Here is a 16013-nt window from a genome sequence, read left to right on the forward strand (position 1 = left end):
TGATCTTGACTGATTACAGATAAAGAATTAATATCAATTTATAATGATTACAAAGTTGTTTTCATTATAGCAAAGAAGGGGTAGATGAAGAACACCAACGAAAACACAGCGGCGGAACTGGCAGAAAAGAATATCAGACCCTCATTTCAGAGGGTGCGCATTCTGGCCTACATGAAAGAGAACCTCTGCCACCCCACAGTGGAAAAAATCTATCACGATCTTCACACAGAGATCCCCTCGCTCTCAAAAACCACTGTGTACAACACTCTTAATCTCTTTGTCGAGGCCGGTCTGGTGCGGGTTCTGAACATTGAGGACAACGAAACAAGGTACGACATAGTTATGAAAAGCCACGGACACTTCAAATGCGAATCCTGCGGGGAGATATTCAACTTCAGGATTAATCTGGACGACTTTGCCGCCGATGAGCTCGGCGGTTTCAGAATAAACGACAGAAACGTTTATTTCAAAGGCATATGCCCAGCATGCCAGAAAGCGAAAAATAAGGAGGTAGAATAATGGACAAAAAGAAGAAACAGAAACTGACAACCGTTGCCGGCGCTCCCGTTGTAGACAATCAGAATGTTCAGACCGCAGGCCCCAGAGGCCCTATGCTGCTCCAGGATGTATGGTTTCTTGAAAAACTTGCTCATTTTGACCGGGAAGTGATACCCGAAAGAAGAATGCACGCCAAAGGCTCCGGCGCATTCGGCACTTTTACCGTTACACACGATATAACCAAGTACACCAAGGCTAAGATATTCTCCAAAATCGGTAAAAAGACTGATATGTTCGTCCGTTTCTCCACCGTTGCCGGAGAAAGGGGCGCTGCGGACGCGGAAAGGGACATCCGCGGATTTGCCATGAAGTTCTACACCGAAGAGGGCAACTGGGATCTCGTGGGCAACAACACCCCGGTTTTCTTCCTGCGCGACCCGCTGAAATTCCCCGACCTTAACCATGCTGTTAAACGCGACCCCAGAACAAACATGAGAAGCGCAAAAAACAACTGGGATTTCTGGACATCGCTCCCCGAAGCTCTGCATCAGGTGACAATCACCATGAGCGAAAGGGGCATACCGCAGTCATACCGCCACATGCACGGCTTCGGCAGCCATGCATTCAGCATGATAAACGAGAAAAATAAGCGGGTATGGGTGAAATTCCACCTTGTTTCACAGCAGGGGATCAAAAACCTTACTGACGGAGAAGCGGAAAAAGTAATCGGCAAATGCCGTGAAAGCCACCAGAGAGACCTGCTTGAAAGCATAGACAAGGGTGATTTTCCCAAATGGAAAATGTACATCCAGGTTATGACGGAAGAGCAGGCCAAGAAAATGCCCTACAATCCGTTTGACCTTACAAAAGTCTGGTATAAAAAAGACTTTCCGCTTATCGAAGTCGGGTATTTTGAACTGAACAAAAACCCGGAAAACTACTTTCAGGATGTTGAGCAGGCAGCCTTCAATCCCGCAAATATTGTGCCGGGGATCGGCTTTTCACCGGATAAAATGCTTCAGGGCAGGCTGTTCTCATACGGCGATACCCAGCGTTACAGGCTCGGCGTGAACCACCACCAGATTCCCGTTAATGCACCGAAATGCCCCTTCCACAGCTACCACAGGGACGGACAGATGCGTGTTGACGGCAACCGCGGCGCAACACTTGCCTATGAGCCCAACAGCTACGGAGAATGGCAGGAGCAGCCTAAATTCCGTGAGCCTGAGCTTGAACTTCAGGGCGGGGCATGGAACTGGAACTTCCGTGAGGATGATGATGACTACTTCACTCAGCCCGGACTGCTTTTCAGGCTTATGACACCCGCTCAGCAGCAGGTGCTCTTTGAGAACACAGCAAGGGCTATGGGTGACGCACCGGAAGAGATCAAAATACGCCACATCGGCAACTGCATGAAGGCAGACCCCGAATACGGCAAAGGCGTTGCCAAGGCTATGAAAATCGACATTAAAAAGGTTAAGTGACCTGAGACTGCTTCACTTCGTTCGCAATAACGGCAGGTTACGCCGCTGCGTGGAGTGCAGCCGATGAGGAACTCTAAGCTTTACGAGAACAATTCAGGGGCGGGCAGAAAAGTCCGCCCCTATTTTAAACAAACATAAAAAAATCTTATATCTTCTCTGCCGGGCTCAGGAACTTTTCCATCTCAAAATCTATCTTTTCGCCCGATCTCAGCATGTTTCTGATACTCAGGATTTTTGCGTCATACGCTTCCAGAACGGAGAGACTGACTTTCTCCTTAGCACCTGTCTCAATCACAGCGGCAATTCCGCCGTTGCTGATTGCAATGCGCCTGTTGCCCATAAGCGCCAGAATCGGGTCGTGGGTGGACATGAGCACGATCTTCTCTTTCTTCACAAGTAGATCCAGAGCCTTTTTCCTGTCCACTCCCGCATTCTCTATTTCATCAATTAGAACAATCGGCGATGAACTGAGCAGGGCGGTATCCGCTATCATCAGCGCTCTGGACTGGCCGCCTGAAAGCTGAGTCAGCGCCGTTGTGCGCTCGAACTTCTCACCAGCAAGCTCATTGGCACACTCTATAACAGATGCCACCGTGCCCTCTATATCCACAACCATGCGGCTTGAGGCGTGCATGGCGACAAAGCTTTCCACATTGAGATCAACCACAAAGTTCATATTCTGCGAAAGCTGAGCCACAAGCTTGTTCTCGAAACGGAAGCGCTCCTCCTGCGAGGGTGTTTTCCCGTCTATAAGGATTGTTCTTCCCGTGGGTGTGTCCTTCTGCGCAAAGCATTCTATATCCGCCAGAAGGCGGCTTTTGCCGGAACCTGTGGGGCCGACTATGCACATTATATCTCCGGGACGCAGCTCAATTTCCACATTTTCGGCGCGGCCGCTCTTATCCGTTCCGCCCACAACCGTGAGCGAATTAAGCCTGCGTCTTGAGCCCTTCACAAGCGCTGCCGCCTGCTCCATAAACTCAAGAAAATGTGTGCGCATCTGCTCATGCGACAGACCCGCATCCTCCATTGTCTCCTCATCCACGGATTCTATAAGCTCCTCAGGAGTCTGGAGACTGTCCTTCCATGAAAGACCGATGGAGCGGAAATAATCCCCCGCGTAGGGGTGCTCCTGAAGCAGTCTGCCGAAAGGCACTTTCAGAAGGTGCTTACTCATAGGGAACCGCCTCTTTGAATGTCATCTTCTTCACATTACCTTTCTGGTGGGCGACACCTATATCCGTTTCTCCCACGCAGTAAGGGCAGATGGCAGCGGGAATCGAGAAGCGGAGCCTTGCACCCTCAAGGGATGAAACCTCTGAGGCTTCATCAAATGAGAAGCTCAGATCATAAGCCCCTTGCCCTGTGATTCCGTTTACGAACATAACTGCCGCCTTGGGGTTAGCCTGACGCACACGGAACGCGAAAACCTCCCTTTCTGCCTGAGAGACTATGTCCCCCTTGGTGATTACCGCTATGTCCGCGTAACGGAGCATAGGCCCTATCTTCTGCGGTGTGTCCACCCCTGAGAGGCAGTCAATGACACATACGGCTGTAACGCCTTTTATATGAGGCGCACAGCGGTTGCAAAGTCCGGCGCTTTCGCTTATTAGCACGTCAAAGCCCTTCTCTTTGCCCCACTGAACACAGTCGTCAATATTGCTTACGAAGTAGTGGTCAGGGCACAAATTTCCGGACAGCCCTGTCACAACTGTAAGTCCGGCCTGAGTATAAAGCCTGTGGTCAAGGGCTGAGAGGCAGTCAAATTTTACTATGCCTATCTTCCCTTTGTATTTGCTCAGGTATTCTGCTGTTTTTATAATAACCGAGGTTTTCCCCGCTGACGGGGGCCCGGCAACTGTAATAAGCTTCATCTGTCTTCCTTTCTCTTTTCAGCGGATAACAACATGCAGTTTTTTGCCCTGCTCTTTTTTACGCTGTCTGAGCTTTTCCATAAACCTGTCGTTCAGGTCATCAGAGAAGGCTTTCATGTCCCTTTCCCTTATGAAATCCCAGCCGAGCCATTTGATTTTCGCCCCTTCGGGCAGGCTGTTCTCAGCTTCCGGGTGAACGGAGGGGAAAAAAGAGGATGACATAATGGATGCCAGTTCCTTTCCTGTCATATAGTCTATGACAGGCTTAAGCCTCTCTTTTTCGCTCTTTTTGACAAGCATATACATGGGGCTTGCCATTGCTCCGTCCTCCGGCCAGATTATCTCAGTGTGTTCGGTATTCGGGCAGGATTTAGCAAAAAACCAAGGCAGAACATATATCGCAGCGCCGTTTGACATGGAGCTGCCCGCCGCTTTTGCCATCTGTGAGGCATGCCAGCCGTCCCTTATATTGGGAAGCAGCCTGTCCAGCCCCTCCTGCCCGTAATCCTTCCAGATATTCACAAGGAGAACCTCGCTGATATAGTCGTCACTGCCGCCGACGATGATGTTGTTTTTGTATTCCGGCCTGAGCAGATCGCTCCAGCTTCGGGGAACAGGGAGATCTTTAAGCTTCTTGTAATCCACAAGAATTACGTAGGTATAAACCGCATAAACTGTGTAAACACCAAGCGGATCTTCTATCCCTGCTGAGGCAAACGGTTCGGGCATGGGCTTCATCTGGCAGGACTCATAGTAACCGCTGTCAAGAAAGCGGGATGTGAACTGGCTTCTGTAAAATGAGCCGAAGCCTATGGAACCAACTATATCGGGCAGTTCGTCAATATTGTGCGACTGCCATATATCCTCGTAAGGGTCTGCCCCGCCGCAGCCCATCGGCACGAAGCTGACAAACTTTTCACCTGTCTTCTCAAGGTGCTTAAGCATGGCCTCTTCGTATGATTCCTTGAAAAGGTGCTTCACTGGGCAAACCATGTAACCGAGGAAATCCGGTTTAACAGGGGGTGCATCCTCCGTGTAGAGCATCGGAGTTTCACATGCCTCTATGCGCTTTTCCAGCAGTGGGAGAAAAATTTCGGGGTTAAGCTCCCTCATCTTCATAAACGAAGCAAGGGTAAGGGTTTTAAGGAATGAACCGTTCGAAGCGAACACTCCGAGTCCGTTCATCATGAACAGTTCCTTTGTTTCGGGAAAATCCGCAAAAATGTCTGAAATACTCATTTCAGGCCTGATATTTTTCAAGACTGCCTCCTTGAAACCGCGCGGGATGACGCACGGAGATAATATAGCCTGATCCGTCACTTATAATAACGACATCGCTATGAAGTAAACTATATAGCGATGATATTAAATTATCAATAAAAAACCTGTGTATCGTTTTATCCGGTGAATAGTATATATTTTATCCTTTTTGCACTGTTTGTCCAGTAGCTAAAGTTATTTTTCATCAGCAGGGATGAGCACACCCGCGGTTTTCCGCAGTTCAGCCGCAGTGAGAAGAAGGTTCAGCCTTGCGGCCTTCATGTCATAAACTGCCTTTTCCGCCGCCGCGCCTGTCTGCATGTATTTCGATTCGCTAACCAAACCCGCCTTAAGCCTGTCCTTCATCTGGCGGAAGTTTTCCATTGCCAGCTCCGCAGCCTTTTCCGCGGTTTTCAGCGCGCTAAGGGCATATTCCTGTCTGCCGTTCAGCCTGTTCAGTTCAACATCCAGCCTGCCCCGGACATTCCGCAGGTTTTCGGAAGCCTGAATGACCTGAGCGTTTCTTTGACCTAGTACGCCCTTGCGCTTGCCCCAGTCAAAAACATTCCACTCCGCCTGTACGCCGAAGCTGGTTATACTGCTGTCCACAAACGGAACCCCGTCCTGATACGTGTGGCGGACAAACAGCCCCAGATCGGGTATGTATTCGTCTCTGGCTGCGCCTCTGGCACGCTGAGCTTTTTCCAGAGTGTATTCCGCCGCCCGGATGTCAGGGGAGGTAAGACAGGCCTCGGCGGAAGTGATATTAACCCGCTCCGGCTCATCCCCGAACGTATCAGACAGAGTAATTTCAATGCCTGCCGGAAGATTCAGAAGATCCCTGAACTGAGCCCTGAGATCTGAAAGCCTTGTTTCTGCGGCTGTCACATTCTGTCTGCTGTTCAGCAATCCGGTTTCTGTCTCCAGAACCGTTGACTCAAGCACATTGCCCGCCTCGAAAGCATCGCGGGCTTCCTTCAGTGAATGCTCAAAGGCGGCAGTGTAAACCCTGTAAACTGCTGTCTGCTGCTCAGCCAGAATAATGCCGTAATATAACTGGCGCACCGCAAAGGCTGTTTCGTTCCGCGCCTTTCTGTGCCTTGCTTCTGCGGCTTTCAGTTCAGCATCAGCAGCACCGACCCCTTCATTTATTTTAAAAAGCTGGGTAAGCGGCTGTTTCACTGTGGTGTTCACTATGAACAGTGAATCGCTCCCCTGATCTATCTTCAAATCCTCCGTGGGGAAGCCGCCCAAACCGGGCACTGTGCCGAGAGCACCCTTATCTATAGTAACTACGCCGTTGTTGGTTGTATCGGTATACATGGCATCCACGGAAAGCATAGGAAAATAGCTTGCCCGTGCGGACATCTTCACCGCCGCATGCTCCTGTATCACAGCTTCGGTTATCTTAAGGCTGCGGCTGTTTTTAAGGGCATATTCCTCAGCCTGTTTCAGAGTGAAGGTTTCTGCATGTGCTGTGCCGCTGATCAGAAACAAAGCCAGAGCGGCTGCGGCTGTTTTTGTTCCGCCTTTTCCTGACATTACAACCACATACAGAACAGGAACCACAAGAAGTGTAAAGAACATGGAGAATATCAGCCCCACGGCTATGACACTTGCAAGGGGGCTCCACAGGCTCGAACCGGAAAGAATCATCGGAGTAACCCCCACAGCGGCTGCCATTGTGGTGAGGAATATGGGGCGGAGCCTGCGCTCTCCTGCCTCTGTGGCGGCAAGCTCAATGCTGTGCCCTTCGGCGGTTTTCTCTTTTATGTAATCCACCAGAATTATGGCGTTTCTAACCACTATTCCGCATAGGCTTATCAGCCCCATGAAGGCGGTGAACCCGAAGGGGTTATTGGTGATGAAAAGCCCGAACATAGCCCCCGGCAGTGCCAGAGGTATGGACGACATAATAACAAGCGGTTCACTTATGTTCTTAAACTGCACAAGCAAAACGAAGAATATGGCTGCAAGGCTTATGCCGAGGGCGACCATCATCTGGGGGAAAGTCTCCTCACTGTTCATGAGCTCGCCGCCGTAACTGATTTTATATCCGGCGGGCAGCTTAATCCCCTCCACGGCAGGGCGCACCTCATCCAGAAGGGCAGAGGCGTAATATCCTTCTTTCACAAATGCCCTTACGGTAAGTGTCGGAACTCCGTTTCTGCGGACTATGCGGCTTGTCTGAAACTCCGGCTTAAGCTCCGCAAAGGAGCGCACCGGAACCTTAGCACCCGTCACGGGGGAGGTTACGTAATAATCGCCAATATCAGCAAAGCTTCTGCGGTTTTCCTCGCCCAGCCTCAGCACAACGGGAATCACCCGCTCCCCCTCCCTGTAGTCCGTAACAGATAAACCGTCAAACCCGCCGTAGAGATAACCTGCAATGGCGGATGAGGGAATCCCCAGCCTTGCGGCGGCATCAGTATCCACTGCCACATCTATCAGTATGGAATCATTGAAAAAATCGGTATGCACATAGTCGGAATAAGGCACTGCGGATACTATTCCGCTTATCTGCGCGCCTATCCGCTTGAGCTCCTGAATGTCATACCCGCTTATGCGGATCTCCACCGGAGCCTCCAGCAGATTCCCCTGCTGAAGCTCTTTGACTATCACAAGTGCCTCCGGCGCTGTTTCGGTCAAGGTTCTGCGCAGTTCATAAACCAGCCCCACGGTTGCATCCTCCGAAACAGTGTTCACTATAAACTGGCCGTATGCGGGATCAGGCTGCTGAGGGTTTACGTTATAGTAGAATCTGGGCGCACTCCTGCCCGCAAAGGCAGCGAAATGGCTCACATCCTTATGACTGCCGAGGGATTTCTCTATGCGGCGCATAACATCGTCAGTGGCCTCTATTCTGGAGCCCTGCGGCATCCATACGTCAATAACAAACTGGTTGCGCTCCGCAGAGGGGAAGAACTGCTGAGGAACATATCTGAAATAGAGAGCCCCCAGAAGAACAGCGGCTACCCCGACCACAGCGGCAAGATATTTGCGCTTCATGAATATGCTTATTGTAACGGCGTAGGCATTCTGAACCCTGTCCAGAACGGTGCGCCTTTTCTTTTTCCCGGCTGTTTCATCATGCAGCCCTTTTTTGATGAAGAACCTGCAAAGTATAGGCGTAAGCATAACCGCCACAATGAACGAAACAGAGAGTGCTATGGAGACGGTTTTCGGAAGAGCCGAGATAAACTCGCCCACCGAACCTGAAAGAATAAGCAGAGGAAGGAACGAGAATATGATGGTGAGAGTCGCCGTGAGCACAGGCACAAAAACATCGCCCGCAGAGCGCCACGCCACATCCTCCTTCGGGACTTTTCTGTCCATAAGTTCCACGTAGTTATCAGCTATTACTATGGCATCATCCACCACAATCCCCAGCACCATAATAAGCGATGCTATGGAAACCTGATGGAGAGCTATTTCAAAAGTGTTCATCAAACCCAAAGTGGCGCAGAGAGTTACAGGAATGGCAACAGCTGCGATGACCGCCACCCTTATGGGCAGCAGGATTATTGTGACAAGTATCACAGACGCTATTGCCAGCATGAACTCATGGGTGAGCGTGCTCATCCTCTTTTTTACTACCGTCGGCTGATCTGCTATGAGATCGAGTGACAAATCCGGCGGCAGAACGCTCTTAAGCTCCGTAAACACAAGGCTGATGGATTCGCCGAGTTCTACAATGTTTTTCCCTTCCTGCATCTCAACTGACAGCAGAAGAGCGGGTGCGCCGTCATACCGCACCATAAACGAAGGGTCTTCGTAAACACGCTCAATATCCGCCACATCTTTCAGATAAACCGGATGCCCCGTTGTGCGGGAGACATCTATGAGCGTGTTCCCCACATCTTCCTCGGCACTGAAAAGCCCGCCTGTCTTTATGGGAATCCTGCCTTCCGGCGATTCAAAACTGCCGGAAAATCCTGTGACATTCCTCTCTCTCAGTGCGCGGGCAATTTTCATGGGGTCAGCGGAATATGCTGACAGCCTTTCGGAATCTGTCGTGACCTTTATCTGCTCCTGCTGCTTTCCGTAAACGGCGAGTTTGCCTATCTCCCGCACGGAACGCAGGCTGTCACTTATTTTATCCGTGTAATCGCTCAGTTCCCTGTAGCCGTAGTTTTCACCGTGTACGGCAATAAGCATAGCCACTGTGTCACCGAAATCGGAGTTTACCGAAACGCCGAGAACTCCTTCGGGAAATTCCGAACGGGCTTCAATAAACTCGTTACGGAGCTTAGCCCAGAAAACATCCGCTTCTGTAACATAGTCCTCAAGCTCAACATTTATAACAGCAATGCCGGGGCGGCTGGTGGAGTAGGTTTTTTCCTTTCTTATCTCAGGAAATTTAAAGATATGCTCCTCAAGCTTTGAGGTAAGCTGACGCTCCACCTCATCAGATGTCGCTCCCGGATATATGGCAAGCACAAGGCCTGTACGGATGGTTATGGAAGGGTCTTCCGTCCGGGGCATCTTCATAAATGCATGGATGCCCGCAATCACTACTGCAAGGGTGATAACAACTGTAACTATCGGGTGGTTCAGGGAACTTTTAATAAACTTCATCTCTGTCACTCCGCAGCGGTTTTAACGCTGTTTCCGTCCCTGAGCCTTTCCTGCCCGGCGGTGACTATGGTTTCGTCCCCGGTGAGGCCGCTTTTTATCTCTATGTCGGTATTATAAAGCCTGCCTGTTTCAACCCTGACGGCGTATGCCCTGTTCTCCTTAACCGCAAAAACAGCCGGAGCACCCTGAGCATCCCTCACCACAGCATTAAGCGGCACAGTAAGCATATCCGCCCGTTCGTCCGTGCTGACGGAAATATCCGCCGCCATGCCTATTTTCAGCAGCCTGTCCGGATTATGAACCTCAGTTTTCACAAGATATGTGCGCGTAGCGGGGTCAGCCGAAACATTCACAACCCGCACCCTGCCCTCAAAAACCTGTCCCGGAATACCTGCCAGACGCACCTTGACGGTCTGGCCTGTGCTGATAAGCCGTATATCCTTTTCAGGAACACCCGCGCTTACATCCACAGGATCAAGCCTGACAGTTTCCACCACAGGATAACCGGAGGAAACCGTTTCACCCGCCGCAATGAACCTTTTGGACACATATCCGTCACTTAACGCATAAAGCTTTGTATCATTAAGACTTTTAAGGGCAGATGCCAAAGCGGCCTCAGCCTGTTTCAGTGCTGCTGCGGCCTGTTTTTTATCCTCTTTCTGTCCGCCGTTCTTAGCCATTTCGTACTGGTTTTCGGCGGATTCGTAAGCCGCCCTGAATTTCAGGTAATCATTGGGAGCAAGACTGCCGGAATCATAAAGCATTTTCATTCTGGCGTGCTCGTCTTTTGCCCGTTCATAGGCTATACGCGCCTGTTCAAGCTGCTCCGGTCTTACGGAGCTTTCTGCCTTTTCGGACGCAGCCAGTGCCATATCCCTCTGCGCTTGTGCTCTCTGCAGTGCGAGTATATAGTCAGCCGCGTCAATCTCTGCGATAAGGTCGCCCCTGCGGACAAAATCCCCCTCTGCGGGGATAATTCTGCTCACTCTGCCGGAGGCCAGAAATGAAAGCTTGACAGGGGCATCCTGCGAGGTGATGCTTCCGCCCGCCGAGACTGTGACATTATCATTAACACGCTTTACTTTTGCAGTTTTCACAGGAATGTATGCTTCCTCTGCGGTTTCGCTGTTTTTCCCGCATCCCCACAAAACAAACAGAATCATAAACAGTGTCAATGACTTTCTCATATTTTTACCTCGCAAGCTTCTAAACCATGAAAACAACAGGCTGTACAGTATTTATATCATCGCACTTTAAACCTGTCATTTCAATAACTTCGTCAATAAAGTTGTCAATATCGACTCCGGGAAGCGTGATATTTTCATCATTCATAAACTATGGAAATATCCGTAATCACTTAAATATACCACTGAATATGCAGATTATATGTGAGTTATTATTTTCATATGACTATTAATATAATCATATGATTCGCGTTAAAATGATGTTATAGTGAACATATTTTATTTTTCGAGGATGGTCATGAAAGTTTCATTCAGAATGAAAATTCTGCTTCCGGTGGTTGCAAGCGTCATAATCGCTTTTCTGCTGACGGGTATAGCCTCCTACAATGCTGTCAACAGGGAGACAGTGATCATAGCGCAGAACGATGTGCGCAATATGACTTACAGGTACGGTCATCTGATTAAAAGCAGCGTGGAACAGGCGCTCAGCACCTCGCTGGCTCTTTCCGCATCGGCTTCGGCTATGTCTGAGAACGGCGGAGCAGTTCAGCGCAGAAAGGTGGCCGAAATGCTGAAAAAAACCGTTGAGGATAATCCGACGCTTTTTGACGCGTGGATAGTCTGGGAGCCTGACATGTTCGACGGGAAAGATGCCGGGTTCGATGGCACAAACACCGCCGGAACGGGAGAAAACGGTCAGTTCGCCCCCTTTGCGGTTCGCTTGGGCGGTGCAGTGCGCCTTGCCGCGGCGGGCGGGATGTATGAATCCGACTGGTCATCGGACTGGTATCAGAAGCCGTTTCAGAGCGGAAAACCCCACATAGGCGAACCCATCACCCGTGACATAGGTGACGAAGTTATCACAACTGTATCGATCGGAGTTCCCTTCACGGTTAACGGGAAAAAAGCCGGTGTAGCCGGAGTGGACATATCCGTGGAACTGTTTGATGAACTGCTTTCAGGTGTGAGCGTTTACGATTCCGGCTACACATTCATGCTCTCAAACAACTACACAGTGCTTGCCCATCCGGTCAGTGAGCTTGTGGGAACCAGAGCGCGTCTGGCAGACACCATCAGCCCTTATCTGGACAACGGTGAGGAATATTTTGTGGAGACTGTCTCCTCGCAGACGGGCAAAACATCATACACCCTTTACTCCCCCATCAGTATAAACGGAACAGACTACAGCTATTTCATAGGCTTAAGCGTCCCCATAGATGAAATAATGAAAGCTGTCAAAGTTATAGAAGTCACCATAGCCGCTGCGGCCGTCATTGCGGTCATTGTCATTATTGCTGTTATACTCCTCATAGTCGGCTTTCTCATCCGCCAGCTCGGCGGTGAGCCGCATGAAGTGGTGGAAACGGTACACCGCATAGCCGGAGGCGACTTCACCACAGATATAAAAACCGCCAGAAATGACAGTTCAAGCCTTGCTTACGCCATCAAAGAGATGGTAGCGGGCTTAAGCGGAATGATAAATAACGTAACCGAAGCGGCGGACAGGCTGCGGGAAGCCAGCGCGAATCTTTCGGCAGGCGCACAGCAGCTATCCGGCGGAATGACGGAGCAGACAGAGCGCTCAGGCCTCATTACACTGGCGTCAAATGAAATGAGCTCAACAACGGGCGACATAGCCAGAAACCTCACTGAGATAACAACCTTTGCCCAGCAGACCACGGAAAAAGCCGTAAACGGCGACAAAGTGGTGAACAGTTCGCTGAAAGCTGTGGAAAAGATAAAAGACACTGTGGATCAGTCCGCTGTGCTTGTGCATTCACTCGGTGAGAAATCTCAGGAGATCAAGGATATTGTCAGTGTAATCAGTGATATAGCTGACCAGACCAACCTGCTCGCCCTTAACGCCGCCATCGAGGCCGCAAGAGCGGGTGAAGCGGGAAGAGGCTTTGCTGTGGTGGCGGACGAAGTGCGCAAGCTGGCAGAACGCACACAGAAGGCCACAACGGAAATATCAGGTCTGGTGCACGGAACACAGACAGAAATGAACAATGTTATTGAGTCGATGGAAGGGGTTACAGCGCAGGTTCATCAGGGAGTGGAATCCTCACGTCTGATAGGTGCTGTACTTGCGGAGATACAGGAAGGGGTGGCCATGCTGCAGTCTATGGTGGAAAACATATCCAGCGCCACACAGGAAATGGCCTCCACAAGTTCGCAGATTCAGCAGGATATAAGCTCCATAGCCTCCGTTTCAAACGAGGTGAAAACCACATCAGACCATCTGGCGGAAAGCGCCTCCGGCCTTGAGCATATAGCAGACAGCCTCAGAGATCTCATGAGCAGATTCAGGCTGAAAAGATAAAGCAGCTTCAAAGCCCCTGATGCAAAGCGCTTCAGGGGCTTTTTTTATTTTGATCCTCAAATTATTTTCCTCCTTCTGCGTTTTATTGATTGACTTTACCCCCGTATCATTTATCATAACATATGAACATATAAGCATACGTTATGATATATCGGAGCAGCAGAATGGTAAAAGAAACTGAAAAAGACTTATGTGAAGAAAGATGCATCCACCCTCAGACCATATGTCTGGTAAGGCAGAATATGCTTGATGAGGGAACAATATACGACCTTTCGGAAATGTTCAAGGTTCTCAGTGAACCATCCCGTATACGCATTCTCCACGCACTCTCAAGGCAGGAACTCTGTGTCTGCGACCTCGCTGACGCGCTGGGCATGAACCAGTCCGCCATATCGCACCAGCTAAGAATACTGCGCAATGCAAGGCTGGTCAAATTCCGCAGGGAAGGCAAGGAAGCATGGTACTCGCTGGACGATGAGCATGTAATAACCCTTATGTGCCAAGGCATAGAGCATATTTCACACGGAAGGGAAAAATGAGTCTGAATAAATTTAAGCAGCTTAACAACAAATGCACCGATGCATGCTGCTCAGGCATACATAATGAACACGAAGCAGACATAGCAGAGCCCGTTCAAAGCGGCGCAACGGTTTTCAGCCTCTCCGGACTTGACTGTGCGGACTGCGCAGCCAAGCTGGAAAAACGCATAGCCATGATGAAGGGCGTGAGCGCCGCCAAGGTTAATTTCAGCACATCCAAAATGACCGTGACCCACTCAGTAAGTGAGCGGGACATAATCACAACGGTTCAGCAGGCAGGCTATCAGGCTGTGAGGCATGGCGGGAAAATTATCTCAAACCCATGGTGGCAGCAGCCCAGAATGCTCGCCGCTGCCGCATCAGGCGTCCTCCTTACAGCAGCGCTGATAATTGACAGAGCCGGACTGAACGCCATCCCCCTTTACATTATGGTTATGCTCACGGGCGGTTTTCATGTGGCAAAAAGCGGCTTCTACGCCCTGAAAAGCATGACTCTGGACATGAACTTCCTTATGATCACCGCAGCACTCGGAGCCGCAGCAATAGGCGAATGGAGCGAAGGAGCCACAGTGGTGTTCCTCTTCGCCTTCGGAAACGCTCTTCAGGCATACACAATGGACAAAACCCGCAGCTCCATAAGATCACTGATGGAGCTTGCCCCGCCGGAAGCCCTTGTGCGCATAAACGGAAATGAGATACGCACCCGTGTGGAAGAGATCAGCATAGGCGATACTGTTATAGTAAAACCCGGTGAACGCATAGCCGTGGACGGAACAGTTTCCGGCGGTTCATCCGCTGTGAATCAGGCTGCCATAACAGGGGAGTCCATGCCCGTGAATAAACAAACCGGCGATTCAGTATATGCAGGAACAGTAAACACCCACGGCGCACTTGAAATAACCGTCACCAGAAAGGCCGGGGATTCAACCCTCGCCAAAATAATGCATTCAGTCGAGGAAGCTCAGGCACAGAAAGCCCCTATGCAGCAGTTTGTGGACATTTTCGCAAAATACTACACCCCTGCGGTGATACTGTTCGCAGTATTAATAGCCGCTGTACCGCCTTTGTTCTTCGGTGCTGAGTTCGGCACATGGTTCTACCGCGCGCTGGTTCTGCTTGTTATCTCATGCCCGTGCGCCCTTGTTATTTCCACGCCTGTATCGATAGTTTCCGCCATCGGCAACTCATCAAGGAACGGTGTCCTGATAAAAGGCGGCGTGTTTATGGAAAGGCTCGGACAGGTTAAGGCTGTTGCCTTTGATAAAACAGGAACACTTACCCACGGCAGACCTGAGATTACCGATGTTCTCCCCTTTGAACCGTCATTTACTGCGGAAAAGCTCCTCACTCTCGCTGCGGCGGTGGAGAGGTGGTCTGAACATCCGGTGGCAAAAGCAGTAACTGCAGGCGCGGCAGATTACACTGCCCTGCCCTCCGAAAACTTCATCGCCTTCCCCGGCAGAGGGGCAAAGGCGGATGTTAACGGGCAGACGGTTTATGTCGGCAATGCGCGTCTTTTTGAGGAATCAGGCTTCAATACAGGCAGATATGACACTGATGTCAGCAAACTTGAGGAGCAGGGCAAAACTGTGATATTCATCGGCTATGCAAACACAGTCTGCGGTGCGGTCGCCGTGGCTGATACACTCAGGCACAACAGCAGGGAAGCGGTGCAGGCTCTGAGAAAAGCCGGAATAAGCCATATAACGATGCTCACCGGAGACAACAGCAGAGCCGCAGCCGCAATATCCTCAGTACTTGATACCGACGGCGTTTACAGCGGACTCCTGCCGGAAGACAAAGCCGCTGCCGTCAGGGAACTTAAAAGCAAATACGGCACTGTCGCCATGATAGGGGACGGGGTAAATGATGCGCCCGCGCTCGCACTTGCGGATATAGGCATAGCCATGGGCGTGGCAGGGTCGGACACTGCACTTGAAACAGCAGATATTGCACTCATGTCAGATGAGCTGAACAAGCTTCCGTATGTTATAAAGCTGAGCCGCAAGACCCTTGCCGTTATCAAGCAGAATATCACCTTCTCCATAGGCTTAAAGGTGCTCTTCATTGCCGGAACCTTCTTCGGGTTTGTTAACCTCTGGCTGGCTGTTCTGGCGGATATGGGAGCCTCGCTCATCGTCACGCTCAACGGAATGAGGCTTATAAGGAAAATATAGGCACACAGCGCCCCCGTTAATCAAAACCGGGGGCTTTTTTTCTTTTCGGAAACATATTTTTATGCGGCAATATCACTCAATGTGGTAGGCTATATC

General features: G+C 50.4%; 11 protein-coding genes. 5 read left to right on the forward strand and 6 right to left on the reverse strand.

Annotated features, from left to right (window positions below; translation table 11 throughout):
- The first annotated feature begins 84 nt into the window (after positions 1-84).
- Both OSQ85_RS03000 and OSQ85_RS03005 read left to right on the forward strand, forming a co-directional pair.
- On the forward strand, positions 85-519 hold the full coding sequence (locus OSQ85_RS03000) for a Fur family transcriptional regulator (protein WP_265821205.1): 435 nt from the start codon (positions 85-87) through the stop codon (positions 517-519).
- Positions 519-1982: a catalase gene (locus tag OSQ85_RS03005; protein ID WP_265821206.1), complete on the forward strand. Its 1464-nt coding sequence runs from the start codon at positions 519-521 to the stop codon at positions 1980-1982. The genes OSQ85_RS03000 and OSQ85_RS03005 overlap by 1 nt, the downstream gene beginning before the upstream one ends.
- 145 nt (positions 1983-2127) lie before the next feature.
- Here OSQ85_RS03005 and OSQ85_RS03010 read toward each other — a convergent pair whose 3' ends face one another.
- The 6 genes from OSQ85_RS03010 to OSQ85_RS03035 form a co-directional block, all read right to left on the reverse strand.
- Positions 2128-3159, reverse strand: a complete 1032-nt coding sequence (locus tag OSQ85_RS03010) for an ATP-binding cassette domain-containing protein (RefSeq protein WP_265821207.1) — start codon at positions 3157-3159, stop codon at positions 2128-2130.
- Positions 3152-3856: a GTP-binding protein gene (locus tag OSQ85_RS03015; RefSeq protein ID WP_265821209.1), complete on the reverse strand. Its 705-nt coding sequence runs from the start codon at positions 3854-3856 to the stop codon at positions 3152-3154. Before OSQ85_RS03015 ends, OSQ85_RS03010 begins: the two co-directional genes overlap by 8 nt.
- Before the next feature lie 18 nt (positions 3857-3874).
- Positions 3875-5116 (reverse strand): ABC transporter substrate-binding protein, encoded by a 1242-nt coding sequence (locus tag OSQ85_RS03020; RefSeq protein WP_265821211.1) that lies wholly within the window; start codon positions 5114-5116, stop codon positions 3875-3877.
- A 195-nt stretch (positions 5117-5311) separates the two neighbouring features.
- Positions 5312-9694, reverse strand: coding sequence for an efflux RND transporter permease subunit (locus tag OSQ85_RS03025; protein WP_265821213.1), 4383 nt, complete (start codon positions 9692-9694; stop codon positions 5312-5314).
- Between the two features lie 5 nt (positions 9695-9699).
- Positions 9700-10881 carry an efflux RND transporter periplasmic adaptor subunit gene (locus tag OSQ85_RS03030; RefSeq protein WP_265821215.1) on the reverse strand — a complete coding sequence of 394 codons (1182 nt, stop codon included), beginning with the start codon at positions 10879-10881 and terminating at the stop codon, positions 9700-9702.
- 19 nt (positions 10882-10900) lie between these two features.
- Complete coding sequence (locus OSQ85_RS03035; protein ID WP_265821217.1) at positions 10901-11026, reverse strand: hypothetical protein; 126 nt, start codon at positions 11024-11026, stop codon at positions 10901-10903.
- Positions 11027-11176: 150 nt separating this feature from the next.
- On the opposite strand from OSQ85_RS03035, the gene OSQ85_RS03040 reads away from it, so the two are divergent.
- The 3 genes from OSQ85_RS03040 to OSQ85_RS03050 all read left to right on the forward strand — a co-directional run bounded on the left by OSQ85_RS03040 (position 11177) and on the right by OSQ85_RS03050 (position 15917).
- Positions 11177-13201 (forward strand): methyl-accepting chemotaxis protein, encoded by a 2025-nt coding sequence (locus tag OSQ85_RS03040; protein ID WP_265821218.1) that lies wholly within the window; start codon positions 11177-11179, stop codon positions 13199-13201.
- 164 nt (positions 13202-13365) lie between these two features.
- Entirely contained in the window at positions 13366-13740 is a 375-nt protein-coding gene (locus OSQ85_RS03045) for an ArsR/SmtB family transcription factor (RefSeq protein ID WP_265821220.1), read from the forward strand.
- A complete protein-coding gene (locus OSQ85_RS03050) occupies positions 13737-15917 on the forward strand; it encodes a heavy metal translocating P-type ATPase (RefSeq protein ID WP_265821222.1) in 2181 nt (726 codons plus the stop codon). The genes OSQ85_RS03045 and OSQ85_RS03050 overlap by 4 nt, the downstream gene beginning before the upstream one ends.
- The last annotated feature ends 96 nt before the right edge of the window (positions 15918-16013 follow it).

The organism is Geovibrio ferrireducens, from assembly GCF_026226615.1.
In the GTDB taxonomy this organism is placed as follows: Bacteria; Chrysiogenota; Deferribacteres; order Deferribacterales; family Geovibrionaceae; genus Geovibrio; species Geovibrio ferrireducens.

Bases quoted from the DNA above. Each gene is read 5' to 3' on its own strand.
- OSQ85_RS03000 (WP_265821205.1), top strand. From the start codon at position 85: ATGAAGAACACCAACGAAAACACAGCGGCGGAACTGGCAGAAAAGAAT.
- OSQ85_RS03005 (WP_265821206.1), top strand. From the start codon at position 519: ATGGACAAAAAGAAGAAACAGAAACTGACAACCGTTGCCGGCGCTCCC.
- OSQ85_RS03010 (WP_265821207.1), bottom strand. From the start codon at position 3,159: ATGAGTAAGCACCTTCTGAAAGTGCCTTTCGGCAGACTGCTTCAGGAG.
- OSQ85_RS03015 (WP_265821209.1), bottom strand. From the start codon at position 3,856: ATGAAGCTTATTACAGTTGCCGGGCCCCCGTCAGCGGGGAAAACCTCG.
- OSQ85_RS03025 (WP_265821213.1), bottom strand. From the start codon at position 9,694: ATGAAGTTTATTAAAAGTTCCCTGAACCACCCGATAGTTACAGTTGTT.
- OSQ85_RS03030 (WP_265821215.1), bottom strand. From the start codon at position 10,881: ATGAGAAAGTCATTGACACTGTTTATGATTCTGTTTGTTTTGTGGGGA.
- OSQ85_RS03035 (WP_265821217.1), bottom strand. From the start codon at position 11,026: ATGAATGATGAAAATATCACGCTTCCCGGAGTCGATATTGACAACTTT.
- OSQ85_RS03040 (WP_265821218.1), top strand. From the start codon at position 11,177: ATGAAAGTTTCATTCAGAATGAAAATTCTGCTTCCGGTGGTTGCAAGC.
- OSQ85_RS03045 (WP_265821220.1), top strand. From the start codon at position 13,366: ATGGTAAAAGAAACTGAAAAAGACTTATGTGAAGAAAGATGCATCCAC.
- OSQ85_RS03050 (WP_265821222.1), top strand. From the start codon at position 13,737: ATGAGTCTGAATAAATTTAAGCAGCTTAACAACAAATGCACCGATGCA.